This is a genomic window from Streptomyces seoulensis (genome assembly GCF_022846655.1).
GTDB lineage: Bacteria > Actinomycetota > Actinomycetes > Streptomycetales > Streptomycetaceae > Streptomyces.
The window spans coordinates 4,851,491-4,876,249 of record NZ_AP025667.1; the positions used below are offsets into that span (position 1 = coordinate 4,851,491).

The 24,759-nt window shown below is 69.6% G+C and carries 25 protein-coding genes and 3 pseudogenes; 12 read left to right on the forward strand and 16 right to left on the reverse strand.

Translation table 11 applies throughout. The features are described from left to right. Positions 1-159: 159 nt before the first annotated feature. Positions 160-984, reverse strand: a complete 825-nt coding sequence (locus tag HEK131_RS22350) for an IS5 family transposase (protein WP_244452120.1) — start codon at positions 982-984, stop codon at positions 160-162. 289 nt (positions 985-1,273) lie between these two features. Here HEK131_RS22350 and HEK131_RS22355 point away from each other — a divergent pair, with 289 nt between their 5' ends. After that, positions 1,274-1,897: an NAD(P)-dependent oxidoreductase gene (locus HEK131_RS22355; protein ID WP_244336788.1), complete on the forward strand. Its 624-nt coding sequence runs from the start codon at positions 1,274-1,276 to the stop codon at positions 1,895-1,897. A gap of 342 nt (positions 1,898-2,239) precedes the next feature. Further along, positions 2,240-2,425: a hypothetical protein gene (locus HEK131_RS22360; RefSeq protein ID WP_244336789.1), complete on the forward strand. Its 186-nt coding sequence runs from the start codon at positions 2,240-2,242 to the stop codon at positions 2,423-2,425. A 158-nt stretch (positions 2,426-2,583) separates the two neighbouring features. Here the strand turns inward: HEK131_RS22360 and HEK131_RS22365 are convergent, their stop codons facing one another. After that, positions 2,584-3,168, reverse strand: coding sequence for a TetR/AcrR family transcriptional regulator (locus tag HEK131_RS22365; RefSeq protein ID WP_244336790.1), 585 nt, complete (start codon positions 3,166-3,168; stop codon positions 2,584-2,586). A gap of 135 nt (positions 3,169-3,303) precedes the next feature. Here HEK131_RS22365 and HEK131_RS22370 point away from each other — a divergent pair, with 135 nt between their 5' ends. Next, the gene (locus tag HEK131_RS22370; protein ID WP_244336791.1) at positions 3,304-4,803 is read left to right on the forward strand and encodes an MFS transporter; all 1,500 of its coding nucleotides are present in this window, start codon (positions 3,304-3,306) and stop codon (positions 4,801-4,803) included. A 166-nt stretch (positions 4,804-4,969) separates the two neighbouring features. On the opposite strand, the gene HEK131_RS22375 is transcribed toward HEK131_RS22370, so the two are convergent. After that, on the reverse strand, positions 4,970-5,116 hold the full coding sequence (locus HEK131_RS22375) for a hypothetical protein (protein WP_244336792.1): 147 nt from the start codon (positions 5,114-5,116) through the stop codon (positions 4,970-4,972). 20 nt (positions 5,117-5,136) lie between these two features. On the opposite strand from HEK131_RS22375, the pseudogene HEK131_RS30235 reads away from it, so the two are divergent. The 3 genes and pseudogenes from HEK131_RS30235 to HEK131_RS22385 all read left to right on the forward strand — a co-directional run. Beyond that, a pseudogene (locus tag HEK131_RS30235) lies at positions 5,137-5,250 on the forward strand (transposase); the annotation flags it as partial. Between the two features lie 481 nt (positions 5,251-5,731). Beyond that, positions 5,732-5,923: pseudogene (locus tag HEK131_RS22380) on the forward strand (IS256 family transposase); the annotation flags it as partial. Next, positions 5,923-6,291 carry a hypothetical protein gene (locus tag HEK131_RS22385; protein WP_244336793.1) on the forward strand — a complete coding sequence of 123 codons (369 nt, stop codon included), beginning with the start codon at positions 5,923-5,925 and terminating at the stop codon, positions 6,289-6,291. The pseudogene HEK131_RS22380 and the gene HEK131_RS22385, both read left to right, overlap by 1 nt. Before the next feature lie 163 nt (positions 6,292-6,454). On the opposite strand, the gene HEK131_RS22390 is transcribed toward HEK131_RS22385, so the two are convergent. Beyond that, positions 6,455-6,712 carry a hypothetical protein gene (locus HEK131_RS22390; RefSeq protein ID WP_244336794.1) on the reverse strand — a complete coding sequence of 86 codons (258 nt, stop codon included), beginning with the start codon at positions 6,710-6,712 and terminating at the stop codon, positions 6,455-6,457. Between the two features lie 238 nt (positions 6,713-6,950). Between HEK131_RS22390 and HEK131_RS30365 the strand changes: the two genes are divergently transcribed. Both HEK131_RS30365 and HEK131_RS22395 read left to right on the forward strand, forming a co-directional pair. Continuing rightward, positions 6,951-7,364, forward strand: a complete 414-nt coding sequence (locus HEK131_RS30365) for an STAS domain-containing protein (RefSeq protein ID WP_432215667.1) — start codon at positions 6,951-6,953, stop codon at positions 7,362-7,364. Positions 7,365-7,679: 315 nt separating this feature from the next. Then, on the forward strand, positions 7,680-8,096 hold the full coding sequence (locus HEK131_RS22395; protein ID WP_244336795.1) for a DUF5958 family protein: 417 nt from the start codon (positions 7,680-7,682) through the stop codon (positions 8,094-8,096). Positions 8,097-9,352: 1,256 nt separating this feature from the next. Here HEK131_RS22395 and HEK131_RS22400 read toward each other — a convergent pair. Both HEK131_RS22400 and HEK131_RS22405 read right to left on the reverse strand, forming a co-directional pair. Further along, a complete protein-coding gene (locus HEK131_RS22400) occupies positions 9,353-10,681 on the reverse strand; it encodes a class I SAM-dependent RNA methyltransferase (RefSeq protein WP_244336796.1) in 1,329 nt (442 codons plus the stop codon). A 101-nt stretch (positions 10,682-10,782) separates the two neighbouring features. Beyond that, positions 10,783-12,831, reverse strand: coding sequence for an APC family permease (locus HEK131_RS22405; protein WP_217464923.1), 2,049 nt, complete (start codon positions 12,829-12,831; stop codon positions 10,783-10,785). 160 nt (positions 12,832-12,991) lie between these two features. Here HEK131_RS22405 and HEK131_RS30180 point away from each other — a divergent pair, with 160 nt between their 5' ends. The 3 genes from HEK131_RS30180 (at position 12,992) to HEK131_RS22415 (ending at position 14,581) form a co-directional block, all read left to right on the forward strand. Next, a complete protein-coding gene (locus HEK131_RS30180; RefSeq protein ID WP_279614271.1) occupies positions 12,992-13,126 on the forward strand; it encodes a hypothetical protein in 135 nt (44 codons plus the stop codon). 112 nt (positions 13,127-13,238) lie between these two features. Next, on the forward strand, positions 13,239-13,910 hold the full coding sequence (locus HEK131_RS22410; RefSeq protein ID WP_217464924.1) for a potassium channel family protein: 672 nt from the start codon (positions 13,239-13,241) through the stop codon (positions 13,908-13,910). Beyond that, positions 13,910-14,581 (forward strand): potassium channel family protein, encoded by a 672-nt coding sequence (locus HEK131_RS22415; protein WP_161145732.1) that lies wholly within the window; start codon positions 13,910-13,912, stop codon positions 14,579-14,581. The genes HEK131_RS22410 and HEK131_RS22415 overlap by 1 nt, the downstream gene beginning before the upstream one ends. 69 nt (positions 14,582-14,650) lie before the next feature. Here HEK131_RS22415 and HEK131_RS22420 read toward each other — a convergent pair whose 3' ends face one another. The 7 genes and pseudogenes from HEK131_RS22420 to HEK131_RS22450 all read right to left on the reverse strand — a co-directional run bounded on the left by HEK131_RS22420 (position 14,651) and on the right by HEK131_RS22450 (position 21,243). Continuing rightward, positions 14,651-15,454, reverse strand: a complete 804-nt coding sequence (locus HEK131_RS22420; protein WP_244336797.1) for a DUF3159 domain-containing protein — start codon at positions 15,452-15,454, stop codon at positions 14,651-14,653. Positions 15,455-15,457: 3 nt separating this feature from the next. After that, on the reverse strand, positions 15,458-15,856 hold the full coding sequence (locus HEK131_RS22425) for an OB-fold nucleic acid binding domain-containing protein (protein ID WP_217464926.1): 399 nt from the start codon (positions 15,854-15,856) through the stop codon (positions 15,458-15,460). Between the two features lie 66 nt (positions 15,857-15,922). Next, positions 15,923-16,609: a response regulator gene (locus tag HEK131_RS22430; RefSeq protein WP_217464927.1), complete on the reverse strand. Its 687-nt coding sequence runs from the start codon at positions 16,607-16,609 to the stop codon at positions 15,923-15,925. After that, positions 16,606-19,161 (reverse strand): sensor histidine kinase, encoded by a 2,556-nt coding sequence (locus HEK131_RS22435; RefSeq protein WP_217464928.1) that lies wholly within the window; start codon positions 19,159-19,161, stop codon positions 16,606-16,608. Before HEK131_RS22435 ends, HEK131_RS22430 begins: the two co-directional genes overlap by 4 nt. Positions 19,162-19,360: 199 nt before the next feature. After that, entirely contained in the window at positions 19,361-20,116 is a 756-nt protein-coding gene (locus tag HEK131_RS22440) for a DUF3710 domain-containing protein (RefSeq protein ID WP_161145737.1), read from the reverse strand. Position 20,117: 1 nt separating this feature from the next. Next, positions 20,118-20,668, reverse strand: a pseudogene (dut, locus tag HEK131_RS22445) (dUTP diphosphatase). After that, positions 20,665-21,243, reverse strand: coding sequence for a PaaI family thioesterase (locus tag HEK131_RS22450; RefSeq protein WP_217464929.1), 579 nt, complete (start codon positions 21,241-21,243; stop codon positions 20,665-20,667). Before HEK131_RS22450 ends, dut begins: the two are co-directional and overlap by 4 nt. A 101-nt stretch (positions 21,244-21,344) precedes the next feature. Between HEK131_RS22450 and HEK131_RS22455 the strand changes: the two genes are divergently transcribed. Then, complete coding sequence (locus tag HEK131_RS22455) at positions 21,345-21,809, forward strand: DUF3093 domain-containing protein (protein ID WP_217464930.1); 465 nt, start codon at positions 21,345-21,347, stop codon at positions 21,807-21,809. A 14-nt stretch (positions 21,810-21,823) separates the two neighbouring features. Here HEK131_RS22455 and HEK131_RS22460 read toward each other — a convergent pair whose 3' ends face one another. The 3 genes from HEK131_RS22460 to HEK131_RS22470 form a co-directional block, all read right to left on the reverse strand. After that, a complete protein-coding gene (locus HEK131_RS22460) occupies positions 21,824-22,753 on the reverse strand; it encodes a hypothetical protein (protein WP_244336798.1) in 930 nt (309 codons plus the stop codon). 13 nt (positions 22,754-22,766) lie between these two features. Then, the gene (locus tag HEK131_RS22465) at positions 22,767-23,063 is read right to left on the reverse strand and encodes a DUF4193 domain-containing protein (protein ID WP_005481602.1); all 297 of its coding nucleotides are present in this window, start codon (positions 23,061-23,063) and stop codon (positions 22,767-22,769) included. A 406-nt stretch (positions 23,064-23,469) separates the two neighbouring features. Then, positions 23,470-24,759, reverse strand: coding sequence for a sensor histidine kinase (locus HEK131_RS22470; RefSeq protein WP_244336799.1), 1,290 nt, complete (start codon positions 24,757-24,759; stop codon positions 23,470-23,472).

Below are 24,759 nucleotides of genomic sequence, written 5' to 3' on the forward strand. Positions count from 1 at the left end.
GTCTGACGGGTAGTGGCCAGGTCGGCCAGCTCCGCGTCTATGGCGGCCGCCTCGGCAGCAAGCTTGGCCTACTGCTGGAGTAACTCGTCGCGGGCAGCCGACGCGGCCATTTCGCGGGCGGCGATCAGGTCGAGAACGGTCGTGGTATTCACGCCCAGGTCACCGCCATGACGGTGTGCTCGTGCTGGTCAGCCGACGCACGGGGTTGGCTGTCGAGGCCCACAACGTGCGCGATACCGATGGCTCCGGGCGACTCTCGTACTCACGCACGAGGCGCCGGTGCAGTATCAACGTGCCGTTGACCTGCTCGACGACCCACCGTTTCGCGATCGGCACGAACCCGGGCTTGGTGTCGGATCGCTTGACCACCTCGACATCGACACCGAGCACGGCACCATGGATGCCCAGGTCGTGCTTGAACCCGGCGTCCACCCACGCCCGAGTGACGGTCGGGGTGTGCTCGACGACCTTGTCCAGCAGGCGCACCCCGATCACGGTGTCGGTGACCGACGCCGCGGTCACCACCACCGCGATGATCAGTCCCAGAGCGTCGAGGGCCAGCCCTCGCTTACGGCCTGACACCTTCTTCCCGGTGTCCCTGCCGGTCGTGGCGGCCGGAACACGGCTCGCGGCCCGGATCGGCTGGGTGTCCAAGATGATCGCGGACGGATCCTCCCGGCGGCCAGCCCTCTCCCGCGCCCGGCAGCGCAGCAGATCGTGAATGGCCTGGTCGGTGCCGTCGTCACGCCACAACGCGAAGTAGTAGTACGTCGCGGACTTCGGCGGCAAGTCATGCGGCAGATACGCCCGCTGACACCCGGTCCGGTTCTGATAGGAGATCGAGTTCAAGATCTCCCGCAACGAGTAACGGCCCTGATGCCCCGATACCGACGGATGCTTTGCCTTCCACGCGTCCAGAAACGGGCCCACCACCGCCCACTGCTCATCGGTGAGATCGCTGGGGTACGCCCTCCGCTCGCCCATGACCTGCTCAACCAGCATGCCCACCAACCAGGCATCGGCGCAGCTCAAAGGTCATGGCATCGAGCGATGACGAACTACAGACAGCACACAAACCGCCCCCCAGTGCGGCAGTGCTCGGGTGCAGATCGACTCACTCTGGGTGACGTCGCCGCTGCGGTGAGCGCCGGGGTTGCTTCCCCGGAACGGCCTGACTAATATCTCAACGCTTGTCTATTTTTTGGGTTGCCGGTGAGGCTTCCGCCCTTGCCGGGACCTGCCTGCGACGAACCCACCAGGTTGAGGAATTCGTATGAAGCTGATCGTTTTCGGGGCCAGTGGCGGCACCGGACGCCTCGTGGTCTCCGGCGCGCTCGACCGCGGGTACCAGGTGACCGCGGTGGCCCGCCACCTCGACGGGCTGCCGTCACATCCCGATCTCGCGTTGCAACCCGCCGACGTGCTGGCCGATGGCCGCCCGCTGCGGGAGATCGCTGTCGGGCACGACGCGGCGATCTCCGCGATCGGCAGCACGGCCCGGAATCCGAACGGCATCTACTCCAAGGGTGGCCAGGCGGTAGTCACTGCGCTGCAGGACGCTCAGGTGCAGCGGTTGATCGTCGTCTCCTCCGGCGGGGTGGAGCCCAAGGACCCCGGGTTGCCCTGGTGGTTCCGGCTGATGATTCCGCTGTTCCTGCGTGAGTTGTACGAGGACATGGGCGTGATGGAGGACATCGTGCGGTCTAGCCGGCTCGACTGGACTCTGGTCCGCGCCGGTTACCTCACCGACAAGCCGGCCACCGGGACGTTCCGGGTCGAGGACGGGAAGAACCCGCCCGGTGGGTCGCGGCTCAGCCGCGCCGATCTGGCGAACTTCCTGCTCGACGAACTCGACACCAGCCGGTGGAGCAAGGCTGCCCCGACGCTGACCTATTGATCTCATCGTGGGTTCAGTTTCTAGGTACGGCGAGAAGGCACGGCGAGGATGTGATGCGTACGACGGCGGAGCATTCCGAGCAGGCGAGCCCGGAGGATCTGCTGACGCTGGGGGAGGTCACCGCCCGTACCGGATGGCGGCCCCCGCTCTGCGTTTCTACGAGAGCAAAGGGCTGATCGTCGCAGAGCACAGTGAGGGCAACCAGTGTCTGGCCGCAGGCACATGCTGCGCCGCGTCTCGCTGATCCTCGTTGCTCGGTGACTCGGCATTCACCTTGCCGAGGTCGCGGAGATCGTCGCGACGCTGCCGATCGGCAGGTGCCGACCCGGCGGGACTGAGGGCATGTCTCGCGATTGGAAACGGGAGTTGGAGGGCCGCCAGCGCTTCATCGAGAACCCTGAGCATCAGCTCGTCGGCTGTATCGACTGCGGCTGCCTCTGGATGAAGGCGCGTGGTCTGTTGAACCTGGACGACGGCCTCGCGGAACGTGGTCAGGGATCTGTACGCCTCGATGAGGCCAGCCGCTGACCCCCGGCACGCCACGCTGCGAGCCGGGGGGGAGCACTTCATGATGCGGTGTGCCGTCGCGCACCTGCCGACAGGGCGAGCGAGAGCAGTTCGAGCAGGCGGCTTTCAGCATCCTTGCAGCCGAGCTTGTGCCGGCGATCGGCGCCGATGCGTAGGCGTCAGGCCGGCGGGGCGATGACGTTGCGAATGGCCGGGCCGGCAAGGCGCAGGACGTCGTCGAGGTCGGCGTCGGCGATGTAGGGCATCCGCAGCAGGTAGCGCTGCGCGGCGATGCCCATCATCATGGCGCCGGCCAGGGAAGCGCGCAGGTGGGCCTCCGGATCGTCAACGGTCCCGGCGATCGCGTCGACGACCTCGGTAGTGATGTGATGTCGCAGCAGTTCGGCGGCTTCTTCGCTGGTCATGCTCGCGCGCACGAGCACCGCCATCGGACTGTTCGGGTCGGCGGCCCAGCTGCTCAGCATGCCGTGCATGAAGTTGTGCACACTCTGCGCCGGATCGTCGGCGGTCAGCTCCGCAATCGGGATGTGCCAGTGCACTGCGGCCCGGAACAGCTGCTGCTTGCTGCCGAAGTACTGCAGGACCGACGACTTGTCGACCTCGGCCGCCGTGGCGATCCCACGGATCGTGGTGCGCTCGTAGCCGAGCTCGGCGAACAGGGCGCGAGCGGCCTCCAGGATGCGCCGCCGGGTGCGCTCGCCCTTGCGTTCACCCTGTGGAGCCCCTGCGGCGGCCTCGGTCATCGTGCAGCACCCTTCCGTACGTCGGCATCCGATCCTACAAGCCGGCACACCCCTACTTGAAAAACTAGACAACCGTTGAGATATTGTCGCGCGCCTTCATGAAAACTCAACATCCGTCTAGCTCTGGAGTTTCTGATGTCCATCCCCGCACAATTGGCTCCGCCGCGCACCTCCACCCATCCGGCCCTCGCACTGATCGTCATCGCGGCCGCGCAGCTGATGGTCGTGTTGGACAGCACGATCACGAACATCGCGCTGCCGAGCATCCAGAAGGACCTCGAGGTGTCCGCCTCCGGCCTGTCCTGGATCGTCAACTCCTACGTCCTGGCCTTCGGCGGGCTGCTGCTGCTCGGCGGGCGCACCGGCGACCTCTACGGCAAACGGCGGGTATTCCGGATCGGCCTGACCGTGTTCGCCGGCGCGTCCCTGCTGGGCGGCCTGGCCCCGAGCGTGAAGTTGCTGATCGCCGCCCGGGTCCTGCAGGGCCTCGGAGCGGCCGTCATCGCGCCGACCGCGTTGTCGCTGATCGCGACCACGTTCGCCGAGGGTGCCGCCCGTAACCGGGCGATGGGTGTCTACGCCGCGATGTCCGGGCTCGGCGCCACCGTCGGCCTGCTGCTCGGCGGCGTGCTCACCGACTACCTGAGCTGGCGCTGGGTGATGTTCGTCAACGTCCCGATCGGCGTGCTCGTACTGCTCGGCGCCCGGGTGCTGGCCAGCGGCGAGAAGCTGCACGGCGAACTGGACGTGCGCGGCGCGGCTACCGCCACCGGCGGCCTGACCTCTCTGGTCTACGCCATCACCCAGGGCGGTGACCGCGGCTGGACCGACCCCGTCACCCTCGGCATGTTCACCGTCGCGGCAATCCTGCTGATCACCTTCCTGCGCTCGCAGCGCAGGAGCCGGCACCCGCTGCTGCCGTTGCGGCTACTGCGTAACCGCAACCGGGCCGGGTCCTACGTCACCATGCTGTTCGTCGGTGCGGCCATGTTCGCCACCTTCTACTTCCTGTCGCTTTTCATGCAGCAGGTCAAGGGCTACAGCCCGGTTCGTGCCGGGTTCGCCTATCTGCCGTTCAGCCTCGGCATGGGGGTGGCCGCCGGGATCGGCTCACGCCTGGCCGGCCGGTTCTCGCCACGCACGCTCGCCGGCACCGGCCTGGTCGTCGCAGCCGGCGGGATGCTCTGGTTCAGCCCACTCGAACCGTCCTCGTCGTATTTCACCCACCTGATGCCGGCCATGTTCATCACCGCCCTCGGCCTGGGCGCCAGCTTCCTGCCGATGACGCTCGGCGCGATCTCCGGCGTCGACCGCAACGACACCGGCATCGCCTCGGCCATCCTCAACACCGCCCAGCAGATCGGCGGCGCCGTCGGCCTGGCCGTCCTGGCCACCGTCTCCACCAGCGCCGCCGATGACAAACTGCCGCACGCCGACGTCGCGTTCTTCCGCGCCCTGGCCAGCGGCGACCAGCCCCTGATCCAGCGGGCGGCCGACGCGCTGTCCCACGGCTACACCGTCGCGTTCGCCTCCGCCGTCGGCTTCCTGCTGGCCGCGCTGGTCATCACCGTCACCACGCTCAACGCAAGCCCCCAGCAGCGCACCGAGGACGCGGCGCCCGTACACATCGGCTGACACGCCGCTTCGGTGTCGCTCCTTCGGCGACACGTATGCAGACAACGGGCTGGTGGCGGTGCCGAAGTGATCTGCTGGCGTCTGGTACGCAACGGTTCCTGCCCGGCAGAAACGGTGGCCACCACATGTATCACGGCGCCCGAGCTTGCCGATGGAGTCGCTGGGGCTACATCGGCACTTGGCGGAGAGGGCGGACGACGGCTGATGGGGCGGTGTGGAGCGGCTCCGGGAACTGGGTGTTCTCGGTGGCGAGCAAGTTCACGATGCGGGCGAGCATGTCGTTGTCGTGCTCCAGAGAGTGGATGTGATCCATGGCTTCGGCCAGCCGACGCTGCGGTATCGGGGCATCAGGGCCGTAACTCGTTGCGGGAGATCTTGAACTCGATCTTCTATCAGAACCGGACCGGGTGTCAGCGGGCGTATCTGCCGCATGACACCGAACCCAAAGACACCGAAGGTGTCCGAGCCAAGCTGAAACGCCTGGTCAATCGGCAGATCCTGACCGAGAGCCAACCCGGCCTATTCACCCTCAACCCGGAACGGACATAACCTCCCGGACCGCCCTCTCAGATGGCCCGATACGTATGAGCCGGTTGGCCTTCGCTCTGCTCCCTGCTCCGGCTGCAGTGTGGCTTGCTCGTGCATCAGGGTGTGATGGGGGGCCAGTTGCCGGTCAGGGCTTGGTCGACGCTGTCGGCGAGGTGGGTGAGGTCTGCCCTGTCGTTGGGGTGGAATTCTTCTCGCTCGGCAGCGGAACGTACTCGCGCAAGCTGGTCGGCGATGGCGGGGCGTTGTTCGGGCCTGCTGTGCCACGCCAGTTCACGTAGCAGCATGTAGAGGCGGGCCAGGACCGCCGGCTCCGCCGCGCCGTACCGCAACGGCTGGGCTACCGCGAGGTGCAGGAGTTCCGCCAGGGTCGAACGACGCGGTCAAGCTCCGCACCAAGGTCACTCGCGGCGCCGGCAGCCCGGCCGCGGCCCTCGCCATGGTGTTCAAGCTCGTGGAAACCGCTCAGGCCCGCTGGCGGGCGATCACCGGCGCACACCTGGTGGCACTGGTCCGCGCGGGCTCGATGTTCGAGAATGGCCAGCTCGTGGAGCGAAACGAGGTCGCGGCCTGATGACCGCCCCGGATCCCCTCACCGAAGAGGAACTGGACGAACTCGACGAGCTGGCAGGGGCCGCGACTCCCGGCCCGTGGTTCGTCCGCAGCCTCGACGATACCGACGCCATGAGCATTGTCGCCGTGAGTACCGTGCCCGACACTGGCCTCAGCGAGCGGTGGCCTGGCTTCGACCATCACGACATCGTGGCAGCGACCCTCGTCCAACAACCCCGCTATGTCGATGCCGCCGATGAGCGATGGGACGAGAACGCGCACTTCATCGCAGCCGCCCGCAGCTCCGTCCCCCGTCTCATCGCCGAGATCAGGCGCCTGCGCCACCTTATGGAGACGACCAACCCTACGAGCGGTCGAACACGGAACTGATCCACAACTATTGACAATTGCTCCTCGATCACCACCTAGCGCCCATCGTCGACTTCCCATGGCTGCGGCCGAGCCACCTCGCACCCCCGGATCAACAGTCCCGGAGTGACCCACCATCTCGAAGATCATTTCGGTGGGAGTTCTAAGCGCCGTTCGTCACGCTTCAGGATCGCTCCAACACCCGATCAACGATGAAGGCAACCAGTAGCCCCGCCAACAGCGCCCACAGAAAAACGCCAGGGCTCCCGAGGACCCAAGCCACAACGGCAGTGTGCACCAGCGCAAACAGGCCGACACATACGGCACGGCCGTTCCGGAGAAAGCGCACCTCCCGCCGAACGCACCCAGGCTCCTTCAACTCGGCCATGCCGACTCGTATCAGCAGGGCGGCGATGATCACGAGGGCGGGCAGCAGCAACACGGACTCTCCGGCTTCGACGAGGGAACAACTCAGCACCCGCCGACCAGACTTCCCGGCACACCGCACATCGCAAGATATGTTCCCGCCACCGTACCTCCCTCACCCCGGCCCGGGAGTACAAACCAACGCGCAGCCGGCTCTTTGGGCCCATACGTCGGCCGAAGGGCGAAAGGATCCCTCGACCCCTCCCAGCTCACTGGCATTACCGGTCACGTCCAGTTGCTCACTGGGGGCTAGCATGAACGCAGGCTCGCCTCGCCACCCCGTGGAGGCAGCTGGCGTGCCGGGAAGTCTGGTCGGCGACAGTGAATTCGTACTCGGAAGGCTTCCTGTGCCTCTCTCATTTCTCCTCCGCCCGCACACCCCCGATTCCGTTCGGCTGCGTGGCAGTCTCGACCACCACAAGGCCGACCGACTCCGTCGGAGGCTTTCGAGAGCTCTCGCTCGTAACCCCGCCACACTCGAAGTCGACCTGAGCAAAGTCACGTACCTATCCCCCGAATGCGCTGCCGTGTTCCTGACCACCGCGCGAGACGCCCGCATGGCCAGTAAGCGGCTCGTAATCACACACGGCACCCGGCAAAGTCTTCGCGTTCTGCGCAAGCTGGGCCTGGAGCAGTTCCTCGACGTGGCCCTCCCCTCTGACCAGTAGCTTCCGACCGGATGAGACATCACCAGTGACAACGCGCTCTCCCTCCCCCGCCCCTTACGAACAGGCAATTCAGCAGGTCATCGCCTACTTCAACGCCTACGACCGCGCTCGGGGAGCCCTCGACAGCGTGCTTGCAGCCAGCCGGGCATCCCCGCGGGAGGAACAGCGGGCCTTCAACGATCTCCGGCAGGCAGTGGAACGGCTCCGCCATACCACCCAATGAGCCTTTTCCACCTAGTACTCCAGTCACACTTAGTGATCTGGTTCGATGACCTGCGGGGTCCACTGGCCTCAGTCGAGTCGCGAAGGTGGCGGATGGACGAGCGCACGGTCATTTTGAACGAACTCGCGCAGGGGCTGCGCCCGCTGGGGCAGGGGGTCGAGTCGTTCGAAGCCCTCTCCTCCGAGGACCAGTTCGAGGTCCTTCGGGATCTGGGCGGACACTGCATTCAGGCGCGCGCAACGGTGGAGGACGGGCCTGAGAGCGTGCGACTCGCCGGTATCCGGCCGACGCATACCCCGGCGGTGCTGATCACGCGGGGGCAGTTGGCCAGACAGCTGACAAAGATCATCAATCTGCCGCAGGACGAGCGCGTGAAGGCGTTTCGGCTGATGGTCGCCCTGCTCCGGGTGGCGGACAAGCGCCGCCGGGAGCGGTTCTGCGCCGACGGATGCACCCATGCCTGGCACCAGTTGTTGACAGGGGCCGACGCGGAAGCGGCCACCGCGTGATCATCAGAAGTTGTGTGGACTTCTGAAGATGGCGCGGTGGCCGATGTCGCGCCCCTGAAGGACACACACGACCCGGAGTGGAGGCACAGCCTGAAGCCGCGCCACCGCGACGAAGGCGAGCACCGGCTGAACCTCGACGGGAAAGCCGCACGCACTCGTCAGCGCGGCAGCGGCCCGTCGCGCCGCGTGAAAGAGCCGAGCCGAGACAGCGCCGAGCGGAGCAGGGTAGGCGTCAATGACCGGTTACCGAAACCGGTGATCCCTCGGAACATTGTCAGTCCATTGCGTCTCCCCGCTGCCCCTCTGCCCCGAAAGCAACCAAACGCGAAAGGCACTGCTGACAGGAATGCCCAGCCAGAACAGCGAATTGCACCACGAGCCGTTCAGCCCCGAGCGCATCCGTTCCACCTGGAGTGGTACCGCGAGCGTCGAAGACGCCGCCCAGGCGTTCGGCATATGTCGAAATCGAAGGGCTACGACCTCGCGCTTCGTGGGGAGTTCCCTTGCCGCGTGCTGCCGATCGGCCGCGCAACCCGCGTCGTCACCGCCTCGCTCCTCCGCGTACTTGAAAGCGGCGAGCCCGAGTACAACGGAACCCCCATCACGCGCACTGATCGATCCTGATCAGTCGCACGACGAAGCCCCGCCGGAGTAGACCGGCGGGGCTTCGTCGTGTCACCGCGAATCACACAGGTATCACAGACCCCATGGACACCCTTCCGCCGGACGGCCCTTTACTGGATATACACGTCCACATTGGACCCGCTGGACGCCCGTGGACGGCTTCTACGACATGTGCCAGGTGGGACCGTCCTGTCAGAGCGCTTGGCCACTGCCTGCGGGGACCCCGTGCAGGCTTCAGCGCGCAGGACAGTGTTGACGGTGCCACCCTCTGGCCAGAGAGTACGAGCGGTGCCGCAGGGCCCCGACTGCTACCTGCCAGCCTGCGATGGACCCGGGCCAAACAAGATCCGGACCGTTCCCGGGCCAACGACACCCATGGACGCTATGTGCGCAGGCCGACGACACGTTGCCGCCGTACCACCAACAGACGGAAAATCCGCTGAAATTTCCCGGCCACCGCCCACGCCCCATGCAGCCAGCAGACCGTCTGACCAGTGGCGCAGGGCACCTGACGCCCCATCAGAACGAGCGTCAAATGAGCGTCAAGATGCCTCGGAGAGCGTCATTTCAGCGTCAAGATATCGCCCGTAATGCACATAGCGCACATCATGCGCACCCGCTAAAACCGCAGGTCAGCGGCCCTTTTCGGCAGGCTCAAGGATCGCGACACACTCCACGTGGTGGGTCATCGGAAACAGATCGAACGCCCGCAGCGTCCGCACCCGGTACCCGTTCGCCCGGAAGTACCCCAGGTCCCGGGCCAGCGCAGCGGGATCGCAGGCCACGTAGGCGATACGGCGCGCGCCCAGCGTGGTGATGTGCTCGACCGTCTTCTTGCCGGCGCCAGCGCGCGGCGGGTCGAGGACGATGAGGTCGACCTCGGTGATGCCCGTGCGCGGGAGGACCGCCTCCACCTTGCCCTGCTCGATGCGCACGCGCGGGAAGTCCGCGAGGTTGTGCCGCGCGTCCTCCACCGCCCGCTTGCCGGACTCGATGCCCAGCACCGCGCCCTTCTCGCCCAGGCGGTCGGCGAGGGCGCCGGCGAAGAGGCCGACGCCGCAGTAGAGGTCGAGGGCCATCTCGCCCTTGCGCGGGAGGAGGCCCTGCATGACCGCCTTGACCAGGGTGTCGGCCGCCTTCGGGTGGACCTGCCAGAAGCCGCCGCTGCCGACGCGGTACGTGTGGTCGTCGGCCCGCTCGCGCACGAACGCGCGGCCGTGGACGCGGTGGACGCCGCCGTCCTTCTCGTCCACGCGCATGACCGAGACCGGCTTGTCCAGCTCGACGAGCGGCAGCCGGGCGCCGGGGCGGGGCTCCAGGATGACCATGCGATCCTGCGAGCCCGTCGCGGCGATCGCGTCGACGGAGGCCATGCCCGACCAGTCGCGGTCCTCGATGCCGAGTTCGCTGACACCGGGGGCGGCGATCATGCAGTGGTCGATCGGCTCGACCTCGTGCGAGCGGTGGCGGCGCAGGCCGGCGTTGCCGTCCGCGTCGACCGCGTACTGCACGCGCGTGCGCCACTGCGGGACCTCGCCCGACGGCAGCTTGTCGCCCTCGGCCGGCATGACGGTGCCGTCCCAGCCCGCCTCCTCGGGGGTGAGGCCCGCGAGCCGCTGGAGCTGCTCCGCGATGACCTCGCCCTTCAGGCGGCGCTGGGCGCCCGGCTTGGCGTGCTGCCAGTCGCAGCCGCCGCAGCGGCCGGGGCCCGCGAAGGGGCACGGCGCCGGGACGCGGTCCTTGGACGCGTCCAGGATCTCCACCGCGTCGGCGCGCAGGAAGCGCGCGCCCTCCTCGCCCTCGGTCACCCGCGCCACGACCCGCTCCCCCGGCAGCGTGTGCCGGACGAACAGCACCTGGCCCTCGGCGGTACGGGCGATGCAGTGGCCGCCGTGGGCGACGGGGCCGATCTCGACCTCGTACTCCTCGCCCACCAGAGACTTCTTCTGTTCTGCCTGCATGGTGGGGTGACTCCAAGGTCGGGGAGGGTGGGGCGGCGGCCGTGGACCGGCCCGCGAGGACAACAGCCGTCCAGTCTACGGGGTCCCGCACGCCCCTTCGCTCACTCCTTCGCCCCGGCCCCGTCCTTCGACCGCTCCGCGGGCCCCCGCCGCACCGCGCCCGGCGCGCTCCACTCCTGCCGCCTGCGTGCCCGGTCGCGGGCCACCTGGGAGGACTCGAGCTGGTAGGGCACCGAGGTGACCATCACGCCCGGCGTGAACAGCAGCCGGCCCTTGAGCCGCAGCGCGCTCTGGTTGTGCAGCAGGTGCTCGTACCAGTGGCCCACCACGTACTCGGGGATGATCACCGAGACCGCGTCGCGCGGGGACTCCTTGCGCAGGCTCTTGACGTACTCGATGATCGGCCGCGTGATCTCGCGGTACGGCGAGTCCAGGACCTTCAGCGGTACGTCGATGCCGCGCCGCTCCCACTCCTCGCGCAGCGTCTTCGTCTCCGCCGGGTCGACGTTGACGGTGAGCGCCTCCAGGGTGTCCGAGCGCATCAGCTTGGCGTAGGCCAGGGCGCGCAGCGTGGGACGGTGGATCTTGGAGACCAGGACCAGGGAGTGCACGCGGGAGGGGCGCACGCTGTCGTCGGTGGGACCGTCGACGGCGGAGATCTCGTCGGCGACCCGGTCGTAGTGCTTACGGATCGCGGTCATCGTCGCGTAGAAGATGCACATGCCCAGCAGGGCGACCCAGGCACCGTGGGTGAACTTGGTGACCAGGACGACGACCAGCACCAGGCCGGTGAAGAAGGCGCCGAAGGTGTTGATCGCGCGGGAGCGGACCATGTGGCTGCGCTTGGCCGGGTCCTTCTCGGTGGCCAGGTGCCGGTTCCAGTGCCGGACCATGCCGGTCTGGCTGAGGGTGAAGGACACGAACACGCCGACGATGTAGAGCTGGATCAGCCGGGTGGAGTCCGCGCCGTAGACGACCACCAGCAGCATCGCCGTGCCGGACAGCAGCACGATGCCGTTGGAGAAGGCGAGGCGGTCGCCCCGGGTGTGGAGCTGGCGGGGCAGATAGCGGTCCTGGGCGAGGATCGAGCCGAGCAGCGGGAAGCCGTTGTACGCCGTGTTCGCCGCGAGGAAGAGGACCAGGGCGGTCGCGGCGGCGAGGACGATGAACAGGAAGCTGCCCTTGCCGAACACGGCCTCGGCGACCTGGGAGATCACCGGGTTCTGGACGTAGCCGGAGCCGATGGGCACGCCGTCGCGGAGCAGGTCGGTCGCCGGGTACTCGGCCATGCGCACCTTGGTGGTCATGGCGAGGGCGATGATGCCGCAGAACATGGTGACGGCCAGCAGGCCCATCATGGCGAGCGTGGTCGCCGCGTTCTTCGACTTGGGCTTGCGGAAGGCGGGGACGCCGTTGGAGATGGCCTCCACGCCGGTGAGCGCGGCACAGCCGGAGGAGAAGGCCCGCAGCAGCAGGAAGACCAGCGCGAAGCCCGCGAGGCCCTGGTGCTCGGCCCTGATGTGGAAGTCGGCCGTCGGGGCGCGCATCGTGTCCCCGAGGACCAGCCCCCGGAACGCGCCCCACGCGATCATGATGAAGACGCCGCCGACGAACACGTAGGTCGGGATGGCGAAGAGCTTGCCGGACTCCTTCACCCCGCGCAGGTTCATCAGCGTCAGCAGGACGATCACCGCGCAGGCGCACAGCACCTTGTGCTCGACCACGAAGGGGATCGCCGAGCCGAGGTTCTCGATGCCGGAGGCGATGGACACGGCGACGGTCAGGACGTAGTCGACCAGCAGGGCGCTTGCGACGGTGAGTCCGGCCCGGGGGCCGAGGTTGGTGGTCGCCACCTCGTAGTCACCGCCACCGCTGGGGTAGGCGTGGACGTTCTGCCGGTAGGAGGCGACCACGGTGAACATCAGCACCACGACCGCGACCGCGATCCAGGGGCTGAAGTGGTACGCCGACACGCCCGCGATGGACAGGACCAGCAGAACCTCCCCCGGCGCGTAGGCGACGGAGGACAGCGGGTCGGAGGCGAAGACGGGGAGGGCGATGCGCTTCGGCAGGAGCGTCTCGCCCAGCCGATCACTGCGCAGTGCGCGCCCGATCAGGATCCGTTTGGGCACGTCGGTCAGTTTGGACACGAGAGAGGATCGTAAGGCTTCGAACAGGCAGCCGCCCACCCGGCGGTCACGTTCTGCCTCACGAGTGAAATCGGGGGCGCGCGGAAGTGGGGTGTGCCGGGTGTGCGCGCCCCCGTGCCTAGATGTCAGCCCCGGCCCGTCATCGCACCTCGGAGGTCCCATGCCCGCCGTCGCCGAGCTGCTCGGGGCCGTGCTCGCCCTGGCCGTCCTCGCCGTCCTCACCGGTTGCAGCGTGCGCAGCATCACTCGACGCCGGGCGCCGGGGGTGACCGGGGTCACGGAACAGCGCCGATGAGCGCCGTCACCGCGGGTCGACGCCGGATACCGGAAGCACGCGTGTGCAGCTTTGGGCCTCGGTCTGAGACCCTGATGCCGAGCAGCAACTTTTGGACACCGGAAGGACGGTCGTGCACATCGTCATCATGGGCTGCGGCAGAGTGGGTTCCGCTCTCGCCCAGACCCTGGAGCAACAGGGCCACACGGTCGCGGTGATCGACCGGGACCCCACCGCCTTCCGCAGGCTGGGACCGGGATTCGGCGGCCGCCGGGTCACCGGTGTGGGCTTCGACCAGGACACCCTGCGCGAGGCCGGCATCGAGGAGGCGGGCGCCTTCGCCGCGGTCTCCAGCGGTGACAACTCCAACATCATCTCCGCCCGCGTCGCCCGCGAGATGTTCGGCGTGGAGAACGTGGCCGCCCGGATCTACGACCCGCGCCGTGCCGAGGTGTACCAGCGTCTGGGTATCCCGACCGTCGCCACGGTCCGCTGGACCGCCGACCAGATGCTCCGCCGGCTGCTGCCCTCGGGCGCGGAGCCGCTGTGGCGCGATCCCACCGGCGGGGTGCAGCTCGCCGAGGTGCACGCCTCCGCGAAGTGGGTCGGCCACAAGATCAGCAAGCTCCAGGAGGAGACGGGCGTCCGCGTGGCGTTCCTGACCAGGCTGGGCGAGGCCGTGCTGCCCACCTCGCAGACGGTCCTCCAGGAAGGCGACCTGGTGCACGTGATGATGCGTACGGACGAGGTCGAGAAGGTCGAGGCGGCGTTCGCCGAGGGCCCCGAAGAGGAGGGCGGTCACTGATGAGGGTCGCCATTGCCGGAGCCGGGGCGGTCGGCCGCTCGATCGCGGCGGAACTGCTGGAGAACGGCCACGAGGTCCTGCTGATCGACAAGGCGCCGACCGCCATCTCGGTGGAGCGGGTGCCGCAGGCGGAGTGGCTGCTGGCCGACGCCTGTGAGATCACGGCCCTGGACGAGGCCGCGCTGCAGCGCTGCAACGTCGTGATCGCCGCGACCGGCGACGACAAGGTCAACCTGGTCGTCTCGCTGCTCGCCAAGACGGAGTACGGCGTCCCGCGCGTCGTCGCCCGGGTGAACAACCCCAAGAACGAGTGGCTGTTCAACGAGTCCTGGGGTGTGGACGTGGCCGTGTCCACGCCGCGTCTGATGTCCGCCCTGGTCGAGGAGGCGGTGAGCGTCGGCGATCTGGTCCGGCTGCTGCGCTTCAGCCACGGAGACGCCAACCTGGTCGAGCTGACCCTGCCCGAGGAGTCGGCGCTGGCCGGCACCCAGGTCGGGGACGTGGAGTGGCCCGAGGACACCAGCCTGGTCACCATCATCCGCGGCACCCGCGTGCTGACGCCGTCCAAGGAGGACTCCCTGGAGGCGGGCGACGAACTCCTCTTCGTGGCCGCGCAGGCCCGCGAGGAGCAGTTGGAGGACCTGCTGTCGGTGCGCCGCGAAAGCGCCTGAGACACGTAGCAGGAGGGCGCCCCCGGAATCTTCCGGGGGCGCCCTCCTGCGCTCGTGCGTGCGGAGCGCCTACGCGCCCCTGCGGTGCCGTCCTGCGGCGGAGTCGCCGCTCTCGGCGGCCGCGCGCTCACGCTCGGCCTTCTCGGCCTCCTCCGCCTTCTCGGCGGCCTCCATCTCGGCGAACACGTCAATGGGCGGCGGCGCCTTGGCCAGGAAGACCCAGGTGAGGTAGACCGCCAGCAGGAATGGCGGGATCTTCAGGATGACCAGGATCCAGCCGAGCTGGGTGGTGTCGGCCCACCAGTAGAGCGGGAAGAGGATCGCGCACTTGGCGAGCAGGATCAGGCCCCAGGCCCAGCTCGCCTTGGTGTACGCCTTCTTGCGGCCGGGGTTGCGGGTGCGCCAGGAGAGGTTCTCCTTGAACACCGGGCCGAGCATCAGGCCGATCAGGGGCACCCCGGCGAGGGTCGTGATGATGTACGCGAGCGCCAGGCCCAGGGTGTAGAGCATGCCGGGCAGGTAGAAGTCCTTGGCGTTGCCCGTGAACATGGCGAACACGACGCCGAAGGCGACACCGAAGACCCCGCTGAAGGCGTGCTTGACGGTGTCCTTGCGCAGCAGCCGGACCACGAGCATCACGACCGCGACGCCGAGCGCGGCGATCGCGGAGAGGTGCAGGTCCTTGTTGATCGTGTAGATCGTGACGAAGAGCAGGCCGGGCAGCACCGTCTCGACCATGCCGCGGATGCCGCCGAACGCCTCGAACAGCGCTGCCTCGGTGACCGCCCGCGAGTCGTGTACCTGCTCGGCCTCGCCGGTGCCGTCCGGCGGACTCTGTCCGGCGTCTTGGGTCGGCTTGTCGAGGGACGTCACCGGCTACTCCCGTCCGAGGGGTCGCAGTTCGTATTTCGGGTTGAACAGCACGCGGCGGCCCCGGCTCATCGAGATCCGGCCCGATGCGATCAGCTTGCGTCCCGGTTCTATGCCCGTGATGGAGCGCCTGCCCAGCCACACCACGTCCAGCGCGGCGGTGCCGTCGAACAGCTCCGCCTCCAGCGCCGGGACACCGGCCCGCGGTCGCAGCGTGACCGTGCGCAAGGTACCAGTAACGGTGACGATCTGCCGGTCCTGGCAGTCGCCGATCCGGGTGCATCCCGCGGTCTCGGTGTCCTCGCGCAGCTCCTCCGACTCCAGCTCCTCCTGGGAGGTGGAGAGCCGGTCCAGCATGCGGCGGAACCGGCCGGCCGGCTTTTCGGAACGAGGAACGCCACTCATGTCTGAAAGCCTACCGGGGCGGGCCCCTGAGGCCGTACTCCAGAGGGCACCCTGATCGCCCCCGGCTCACTTCTCGAAGCGGTATCCCATGCCGGGTTCGGTGATGAAGTGCCGGGGGTGGGCCGGGTCGGCCTCCAGCTTGCGGCGGAGCTGGGCCATGTAGACCCGCAGATAGTTGGTCTCGGTGCCGTAGGAGGGCCCCCAGACCTCGCGCAGGAGCTGTTTCTGGCCGACCAGCCGGCCGGTGTTGCGGACCAGCACCTCCAGCAGGTGCCACTCGGTCGGGGTGAGCCGTACGTCCCTGCCCGCGCGGTCGACCTTCTTGGCGGCCAGGTCGACGGTGAAGCCGGCCGTCTCCACGGTGGTCACGTCGTCCTCGCCCGGCCCGACCGGCTCGGCCCGGCGCACGGCGGCCCGCAGCCGGGCCAGGAGTTCGTCCATGCCGAAGGGCTTGGTGACGTAGTCGTCGGCGCCCGCGTCCAGCGCCTCCACCTTCTCGTCGGAGGAGTGGCGGGCGGACAGCACCAGGATGGGCACACGGGTCCAGCCGCGCAGCCCCCGGATCACCTCGACGCCGTCCATGTCGGGCAGGCCGAGGTCGAGGACGATCACGTCGGGGTGGCGTGAGGCGGCGAGCTGGAGGGCGGTGCGGCCGTCGGGGGCCGAGTCGACGTCGTACGAGCGCGCCTTGAGGTTGATCACGAGGGCCCGCACGATCTGCGGTTCGTCGTCGACCACCAGCACCCTGGTCATTGCGGCTGCCTTTCCTGTTCTGCGGTGTCCTCCGCGGTGCGGAGCGGCTCGGGGCGGGGCCGGGCGGCGCGGAGGCTGAGCACCATGGTGAGTCCGCCGCCGGGGGTGTCCTCGGCGGTCAGGGTGCCGTCCATGGCCTCGGCGAAGCCGCGGGCGACCGCGAGGCCGAGGCCGACCCCGGCGCCGCGCGGGGCGTCGCCGTACCGCTGGAACGGCTCGAAGATACGGTCCTTCGCGTCGTCCGGCACTCCGGGCCCCCGGTCCACCACGCGCACCTCGACGCGGTCCACCAGGGCGCTGGCGGACACGGTGACGCGCTGGCCGGGCGGGCTGTACTTGACGGCGTTCTCCACCAGGTTGGCGACCGAGCGCTCCAGCAGACCGGGGTCGACGGCGACCATGGGCAGCGTCTCGGGGACGTCCAGGCCGACGCTGTCCTCGTCCACGCCGACCAGGGCCATCGGCACCACCTCGTCCACGTCGATCTCGCGGATCAGCGGGGTGACGGTGCCGGTCTGGAGGCGGGACATGTCGAGCAGGTTGCCCACGAGGTGGTCGAGCCGGTCGGCGCCCTCCTCGATGCCCTCCAGCAGCTCGGCCCGGTCCTCCTCCGACCACGCCACGTCGTCGGCGCGCAGGGAGGAGACGGCGGCCTTGATCCCGGCGAGCGGGGTGCGCAGGTCGTGGCTGACGGCGGCGAGCAGGGCGGTGCGGATGCGGTTGCCCTCGGCGAGCGCGCCGGCCCGGTCGGCCTCGGCCTTCAGGCGGCGGCGGTCGAGCACGACGGCGGCCTGCGCGGCGAAGGCGGCCAGCACCCGGCGGTCCTCGGCGGGCAGCACCCGTCCGGTGAGCGCGAGCGCCATGTGGTCGCCGACCGGCATGTCCACGTCGGCGTCCTCGGGCCGCTCCAGCGGGGGCCCGACCCCGGCGCGGCCCGCGCAGGTCCAGGGCTCCAGGTCGCCCGCCCGCTCCAGCAGGGCGGCGGACTCCATGGCGAAGGTCTCCCGGACCCGTTCCAGAAGCGCCTCCAGGCTGGTCTCGCCGCGCAGGACGTTGCCGGCGAGGAAGGAGAGGATCTCCGACTCGGCGCGCAGCCGGGCCGCCTGGTGGGTGCGGCGGGCGGCGAGGTCGACCACGGAGGCGACCGCCATGCCGACGCCGAAGAAGATCGCGATGGCGACGATGTTGCGCGGGTCGGAGACGGTCAGCCGGTGCAGGGGCGGGGTGTAGAAGAAGTTCAGCAGCAGGGAGCCCAGCGCGGCCGAGGCGAGCGCGGGCAGCAGTCCGCCGAGCAGGGCTGCGGCGACCGTGATCGCCAGGAACAGCAGCATGTCGTTGGCGAGGCCGAGGTCGACGGCGTTGAGCAGCAGCGCCATCAGGGCGGGGCCCGCCAGCGCCATCGCCCAGCCCGCCACAATCCGGCCCCGGCCGAGCCGGGAGCCGCGCGCCACGGGCAGTCCGCGGCCCTTGGCGACCTCCTCGTGGGTGACGATGTGCACGTCGAGGTCGGGTCCCGACTCCCGTGCCACGGTGGCGCCGACGCCGGGTCCGAAGACGTACTGCCATGCCTTGCGGCGTGAGGAGCCGAGCACGATCTGGGTGGCGTTGACGCCGCGCGCGAAGGCCAGCAGGGCGGCCGGTATGTCGTCGCCGACCACGTGGTGGAAGGTGCCGCCCAGGTCCTCCGCCAGGGTGCGCTGGAGGGCGAGTTCCTTCGGGGAGGCGGCGGTAAGGCCGTCGCTGCGGGCTATGTAGACCGCCAGCACCTCGCCGCCCGCGCCCTTCTCGGCGAGCCGGGCGGCACGGCGGATCAGGGTGCGCCCCTCGGGTCCGCCGGTCAGGCCGACCACGATGCGCTCGCGGGAGCCCCAGATCCGGGAGACCCGGTGCTCGCTGCGGTAGGCGTTCAGATGCTCGTCGACCCGGTCGGCCACCCACAGCAGGGCCAGCTCGCGCAGGGCGGTGAGGTTGCCGGGGCGGAAGTAGTTCGACAGGGCCGCGTCGACCTTGTCCGGCTGGTAGACGTTGCCGTGGGCCATGCGGCGGCGCAGGGCCTGCGGGGACATGTCGACCAGTTCGATCTGGTCGGCCCGCCGGACGACCTCGTCGGGCACCGTCTCCCGCTGGCGCACCCCGGTGATCGACTCGACCACGTCGCCGAGGGACTCCAGGTGCTGGATGTTGACGGTGGAGACGACGTCGATCCCGGCGGCGAGGAGTTCCTCCACGTCCTGCCAGCGCTTGGCGTTGCGGGAGCCGGGGACGTTGGTGTGCGCGAGTTCGTCCACCAGGGCGACGGCGGGGGCGCGGCGCAGTACGGCGTCGACGTCCATCTCCTCGAAGCTTCCGCCCCGGTGTTCCAGGCGCCCGCGCGGGATCCGCTCCAGGCCGTGCAGCAGGACCTCGGTGCGGGGCCGGCCGTGGTGCTCGACGAAGGCCACCACGCAGTCGGTGCCCCGCTCCACGCGCCGCTGCGCCTCGGCGAGCATGGCGTAGGTCTTGCCCACGCCCGGTGCCGCGCCGAGGTAGATCCGAAGCTTGCCGCGTGCCATGGCCCCATTGTCTTCCGGTGACTGCCGCCTACGCCGCGTCGACCTTACGGCGGGCGGTGCGGACAAAGCGGGCGGGGGGCCTCGCGCCGGGGCGCTTTGACGCAACCCTGACGCCTCGGGCGGCGGGAGCGCGCGCAGGGCCGCACCCCCTGGGTACGGCCCTGCGTGTGTGCTTCTCGTGCCTGATGCGCCTCTCGGCTCAGCGGACCTCGGTGATCTCCGGGCCGCGCTGGAGCTGGCCCATGCCGCCGGAGAAGCGGGAGCCCTCCTCCTGCTGCTGGACGCCCTCGGGAACCATCTGGGCGTCGTTGGGCAGCTTGAGGACGATCGGGTCGCGGGGCGCCATCGGGCCCTCGCCGCGCACCACGACCGTGTCCCGGAAGATCTGCTCCAGCAGCCCGGCCGCCTCCGGCTGCACCGCGCCCTGGCCGGAGATCACACCGCGCAGGAACCAGCGCGGGCCGTCCACGCCGATGAACCGCACGACCTGGAAACCGCCCGTGCCGTCGGGCAACTGCACCGGCACCTGGGCCCGCAGCTCCCAGCCGAGGGGACCCTCGACCTCGTCGACGATGCCGCCCTGCTGGGTGATGCCGCCCGCGATCTCGTCGCGGACCTCGCCCCAGATGCCCTCGCGCTTGGGAGCGGCGAACCCCTGGAGCTGGACGGCGCTGTCGCGCAGCACGACGGTCGCGGCGACGATCGCGTCACCGGCGACCTCGACCCGCAGTTCCATGCCGTCGACCCCCGGTACGAACAGACCGCCGAGGTCCACGCGACCCTCGGCCGGGTCGCGCACCTCGGAGGAGTCCCAGGGTCCGTCGGGCCGCGGCTCGGGCTCGAGCCGCGCACGCGTGCGCTCTTCGTCCGCCTCGGTGCCGACGCTGTCGACGACCTGCTCGGCCTCGCCGGCCGCGCCCTCGGCGGCACCCTTCTTGTTGCGACGTCCGAACACGTCACTGTCCTTCCCGGTCGGATACGACCGAAGCGTATCGATTCCCACCCGCCCGGCCACCTTCGGCGGCCGGACCGTCGTGCCGCGCTAGCCGTCCACCGAGGCGTGGCCTCCGGTGGACCCGAAGCCCCCCTCCGCCCTCACCGAACCGGGAAGTTCCGCGACCTCCTGGAAGCGGACCCTCTCGACCTGCTGGACGACCAGTTGGGCAATCCGGTCGAAGCGCTCGAACCGCACCGTCTCGCGCGGATCGAGATTCACCACGATCACCTTGATCTCTCCACGGTACCCGGCATCAACGGTCCCTGGGGCGTTCACAAGGGCTACTCCGCAGCGGGCCGCCAGACCCGAGCGGGGGTGCACGAAGGCCGCGTACCCCTCGGGGAGCGCGATGGCCACGCCGGTGGGCAGCACGGCCCGCTCACCGGGCTTGAGTTCGCACGCTTCGGTGGTGCGCAGATCGGCCCCGGCGTCCCCGGGGTGCTCGTACGCCGGAAGCGGTACGTCGGGGTCGATGCGGCGGAGCCGGACGTCGAGCGGGGTGCGGCTCACGGGTTCACCTCGAAGGCGCGGGCGCGCCGGATCTGGTCGGGGTCGCTCATGGCGGCCTGGATCTCCTGGGGGCGGCCGTGGTCGGTGAAGTGGTCGACCTTCACCTCGACGAACAGCGCCTCGGCGCGGACGGCCACGGGGCCGTCGGGGCCGCCGATGCGGCCGGTGGCGCGGGAGTAGATCTTGCGTCCGGCGACGGCGGTGACCTCGGCCTCCAGGTGCAGCACGGTGCCGACGGGCACGGGGCGCACGAAGTCTGTCTCCAGGCGGCCGGTGACGGCGATGGTGCGCAGCAGCCAGTTCAGCGAGCCGAGGGTCTCGTCCAGCGCGGTGGCCAGGACCCCGCCGTGCGCGAGGCCGGGGGCGCCCTGGTGGGCGGACTGGACGGTGAACTCGGCGGTCAGCGAGACGCCGTCGCCCGCGCGTGCCTCCAGGTGCAGCCCGTGCGGCTGTCCGGGGCCGCAGCCGAAACAGTGTTCGTAGTGGGCACCGAGGAGCTCACCGGGTCCGGGAGCGTCGGGGTGCCGTACGGGCTGCGTCGCGTCGGCGGGGGGCTGAAGGCTTGCGGAACTCACAGGCGCAGACCTTACCGGTCCACCCTGTGGCCGCCACCACGCCGCCGTACGGGCGGCGCCCCGGCGTCCGGCATGTCCGGACACCGTGCCAAGCTTGGCCCATGCAGCTCTCCGCCGCCCCCTACGAAGAACGCCTGACCGCCCCGCGCTCGTGGTGGCTGATCAGCGTGCTCGTGGGTGTCTCGTTCGCCCTGATCCTGCTGCCCTTCGGCACGCTGCCGCTGCTCGGCGGCCTGGTCGGCGGTACGGCCGTCGCGGCGGTGATGGCCAGCGCCTACGGCTCCCCGCGCATCCGCGTGGTAGGCGACTCGCTGATCGCGGGCGAGGCCCGGATCCCGGTGTCGGCGCTCGGCGCGGCCGAGGTGCTGGACGCGGAGGAGGCCCGCGCCTGGCGCACGTACAAGGCCGACACCCGCGCGTTCCTGCTGCTGCGCGCCTACATCCCGACGGCGCTGCGGGTCGAGGTGACCGACCCGCAGGACCCGACGCCGTACCTGTACCTGTCGACGCGCGAGCCGGAGAAGCTGGCGGCGGCGATCGCGGGCGCCAAGGCCCCGGCCGCCTGAGCCACGCGGGGGCGTCAGCTCCCCGTGCCCTCCGGGTACCCGGCGATCCGCAGCGGGTCCTCGGGCTCCTCCAGCGGCGGCAGCTCGGGCAGCCTGTCCCACGGGACCTGGCTCTTGCGCAGGTCGGTGCGGATGCGTGCGGCGAGCTTTCTGGTGTCCCGGCGGTTCATGACCGCGCCCACGGCGGCGCCGACCATGAACGGCATGAGGTTGGGCAGATTGCGGACCATGCGCTTCATGATCTGCTGGCGCAGTTCGCGTTTCATCCGGCCGCCGAGGGCGACGTCGATGCTCGACGGCTTCATCACGTCGATCCCGCGCTCCCCCGACCAGGAGGACAGGTACGCGGTGCTGCGGGTCTTGAGATTCCCCGGCGGGCGCAGGCCGTAGACCTCGTGGAGTTCGGCGATGAGCTTCAGCTCGATCGCGGCGACCCCGGTGATCTCGGCGGCCAGCTCGGTGGGCATGGCCGGCGGTACGGGGAGCATGGCGGCCGCGCCGATCCCGGCGCCGACCGTGGACGTCCCGGTGGCCGCTCCGGACACCAGCTTGTCGGCGAGCTGCTCGGGCCCGAGGCCCGGGAACTGCCGGCGCAGGGTGGCCAGGTCGCGTACGGGGACGCGCGGGGCGAGGTCGATGATCCGGTCGGCGAGGTAGGCGATTCCCGCGCGGGCGTGGGTGCCGCCTCTCCGGGTGCCTTCGCGGGCCAGCAACCGGGCGCGGTCGCGGATCGCGGCCGCCCGGCCCGGCGGTCGCGGCTCCGCGCGGCCGGGGGAATCCTCCGTCCTGGCCGTCGCGGACCCGGGCGCCGGTTCGAGCGAGGCCCCCGCTGCGTCGGGGCCCCGCTCGTCGTCGTCACGCGTGCCGTGCGAGCCCTTGACGGGCCCTTTGTCCGCTCCCGGGAGATGGAAGCGGCGCTTCCGCGGAGGGGTCGAGCCAGTCACGGCCGACCCGTCCCTAGTCGCAGTCGCGGCAGATCGGCTGGCCGTTCTTCTCACGGGCCAACTGGCTGCGGTGGTGGACCAGGAAGCAGCTCATGCAGGTGAACTCGTCCTGCTGCTTGGGCAGCACGCGGACGGCCAGCTCCTCGTTGGAGAGGTCGGCTCCCGGGAGCTCGAGGCCCTCAGCGGCCTCGAACTCGTCGACGTCCACCGCGGAGGTGGACTTGTCGTTCCGGCGGGCCTTCAGCTCTTCGAGACTGTCCGAGTCGACGTCGTCGTCGGTCTTGCGTGGAGTGTCGTAATCGGTTGCCATGGGTCGCTCTCCCCCTCTGGGTGTCTGCGGTGTCTTCAGCGCACGTAACGCGTGAGAGGCCGGACTTGTGCCCGACCTGAGGCGGAGATTTTGCCTCACATCAAGGTCTGTTACTCAATCGACACCCAACCCGGCCCCTCGTGAGTGATCGGCTTGGATGGCGGTGTGGACCGTACACGGTCCGAATGCCGCACCTCAAAGGCGCCTCATCGTGTACTTCCCGTGATCAGGAGCCTTGAAAACCCGGATTTTCCCGGCTTTACGGCCCCCTTCATGATCACAGTGAGTGCATGGCTGGAAATCCGCCCATGTGATTGATCACACAGGGAAAACCTCTTTCGGTGGTCGGAAAATTCCGCGCGAAGCGAACATCCTCCGCGAGTGTCGGGATCTGTGACAAGCACGGTCACAACGGCAGCGTCACGCGCATCACCAGACCGCCCCCCTCGCGCGGGACGGCCGCGATGTGGCCGCCGTGCGCACGGGCCACGGACCGGACGATGGACAGGCCGAGCCCGACCCCCTTGTCGCTCCCCGTACGCTCCGTACGCAGCCGCCTGAAGGGCTCGAAGAGGTTGTCGATCTCGTAGGCGGGCACCACGGGACCGGTGTTCGAGACGGTCAGCACCGCGCGGCCGTGCTCGACCGCCGTGTCGACCTCCACCCAGCCGCTCTCCGGCGCCTCATCGTCGCCCTTGCCGGCAGCCCCCTCCTCGGGAGCCACGTTGTAGCGCACCGCGTTCTGCACGAGGTTGAGCGCGATGCGCTCCAGCAGCACCCCGTTGCCCCGCACCACGGCGGGCTCCAGACCACTGCGGATCTCCACGCTCCTGGCCTCGGCCTCGGCGCGCACCTGATCGATGGCCTGCCCGGCCACCTCGGCCAGGTCCACCGGACCCCGCTCGACGATCTGGTTGTCGCTGCGGGCGAGCAGCAGCAGGCCCTCCACCAGTTGCTCACTGCGCTCGTTGGTGGCCAGCAGCGTCTTGCCGAGCTGCTGGAGCTCCACCGGGGCGTTCGGGTCCGAGAGGTGGACCTCCAGCAGGGTGCGGTTGATCGCCAGCGGGGTGCGCAGCTCGTGGGAGGCGTTGCCGACGAAGCGCTGCTGGGCGGTGAAGGCCCGCTGGAGCCGCTCCAGCATGTCGTCGAAGGTGTCCGCCAGCTCCTTCAGCTCGTCGTCCGGGCCGTCCAGCTCGATCCGGCGGGACAGGTCGGACCCGGCCACCTGACGGGCGGTGCGGGTGATCCGGCCCAGCGGGGAGAGCACCCGGCCCGCCATCGCGTAGCCGAACGCGAAGGCGATCACCGCGAGGCCCAGCAGGGCCAGCAGCGAGCGGCTGAGCAGGTTGTCCAGGGCGACCTGGCGCTGGTGGTCGACGCACTGGCTGATCGCGGTGTTGAAGTCCTGGAGCGAGAGGCTGGTGGTGTTGTTGATCGCCGGGCAGTTGCTGCTGGAGACCCGGAGGTCCTGATAGCCGACGATCTTGAACAGCGGCTGGTTGCCGGTGCTGATCGCCTGCGCGGCCAGCAGGTAGATGATCGACAGCAGCAGGATGCCCGCGATCAGGAACATGCCGCCGTACAGCAGCGTGAGGCGTATCCGGATGGTCGGGCGCAGCCAGGGGAAGGGCGGCTGCGGCCGGGGGTCCCAGGTGGGCTTCGGGGGCGCCTGGGGCGGCGCGGGTGTGGCGGCCAC

What these genes read in the sequence shown, in the direction of transcription:
- HEK131_RS22415 (WP_161145732.1), top strand. Translation starts at nt 13,910, where the DNA reads ATGAGGGTCGCCATTGCCGGAGCCGGGGCGGTCGGCCGCTCGATCGCG.
- HEK131_RS22425 (WP_217464926.1), bottom strand. Translation starts at nt 15,856, where the DNA reads ATGAGTGGCGTTCCTCGTTCCGAAAAGCCGGCCGGCCGGTTCCGCCGC.
- HEK131_RS22370 (WP_244336791.1), top strand. Translation starts at nt 3,304, where the DNA reads ATGTCCATCCCCGCACAATTGGCTCCGCCGCGCACCTCCACCCATCCG.
- HEK131_RS22375 (WP_244336792.1), bottom strand. Translation starts at nt 5,116, where the DNA reads ATGGATCACATCCACTCTCTGGAGCACGACAACGACATGCTCGCCCGC.
- HEK131_RS30180 (WP_279614271.1), top strand. Translation starts at nt 12,992, where the DNA reads ATGCCCGCCGTCGCCGAGCTGCTCGGGGCCGTGCTCGCCCTGGCCGTC.
- HEK131_RS22355 (WP_244336788.1), top strand. Translation starts at nt 1,274, where the DNA reads ATGAAGCTGATCGTTTTCGGGGCCAGTGGCGGCACCGGACGCCTCGTG.
- HEK131_RS22395 (WP_244336795.1), top strand. Translation starts at nt 7,680, where the DNA reads ATGGACGAGCGCACGGTCATTTTGAACGAACTCGCGCAGGGGCTGCGC.
- HEK131_RS22360 (WP_244336789.1), top strand. Translation starts at nt 2,240, where the DNA reads ATGTCTCGCGATTGGAAACGGGAGTTGGAGGGCCGCCAGCGCTTCATC.
- HEK131_RS22435 (WP_217464928.1), bottom strand. Translation starts at nt 19,161, where the DNA reads ATGGCACGCGGCAAGCTTCGGATCTACCTCGGCGCGGCACCGGGCGTG.
- HEK131_RS22400 (WP_244336796.1), bottom strand. Translation starts at nt 10,681, where the DNA reads ATGCAGGCAGAACAGAAGAAGTCTCTGGTGGGCGAGGAGTACGAGGTC.
- HEK131_RS30365 (WP_432215667.1), top strand. Translation starts at nt 6,951, where the DNA reads ATGAACGCAGGCTCGCCTCGCCACCCCGTGGAGGCAGCTGGCGTGCCG.
- HEK131_RS22385 (WP_244336793.1), top strand. Translation starts at nt 5,923, where the DNA reads ATGACCGCCCCGGATCCCCTCACCGAAGAGGAACTGGACGAACTCGAC.
- HEK131_RS22430 (WP_217464927.1), bottom strand. Translation starts at nt 16,609, where the DNA reads ATGACCAGGGTGCTGGTGGTCGACGACGAACCGCAGATCGTGCGGGCC.
- HEK131_RS22455 (WP_217464930.1), top strand. Translation starts at nt 21,345, where the DNA reads ATGCAGCTCTCCGCCGCCCCCTACGAAGAACGCCTGACCGCCCCGCGC.
- HEK131_RS22465 (WP_005481602.1), bottom strand. Translation starts at nt 23,063, where the DNA reads ATGGCAACCGATTACGACACTCCACGCAAGACCGACGACGACGTCGAC.
- HEK131_RS22350 (WP_244452120.1), bottom strand. Translation starts at nt 984, where the DNA reads ATGGGCGAGCGGAGGGCGTACCCCAGCGATCTCACCGATGAGCAGTGG.
- HEK131_RS22365 (WP_244336790.1), bottom strand. Translation starts at nt 3,168, where the DNA reads ATGACCGAGGCCGCCGCAGGGGCTCCACAGGGTGAACGCAAGGGCGAG.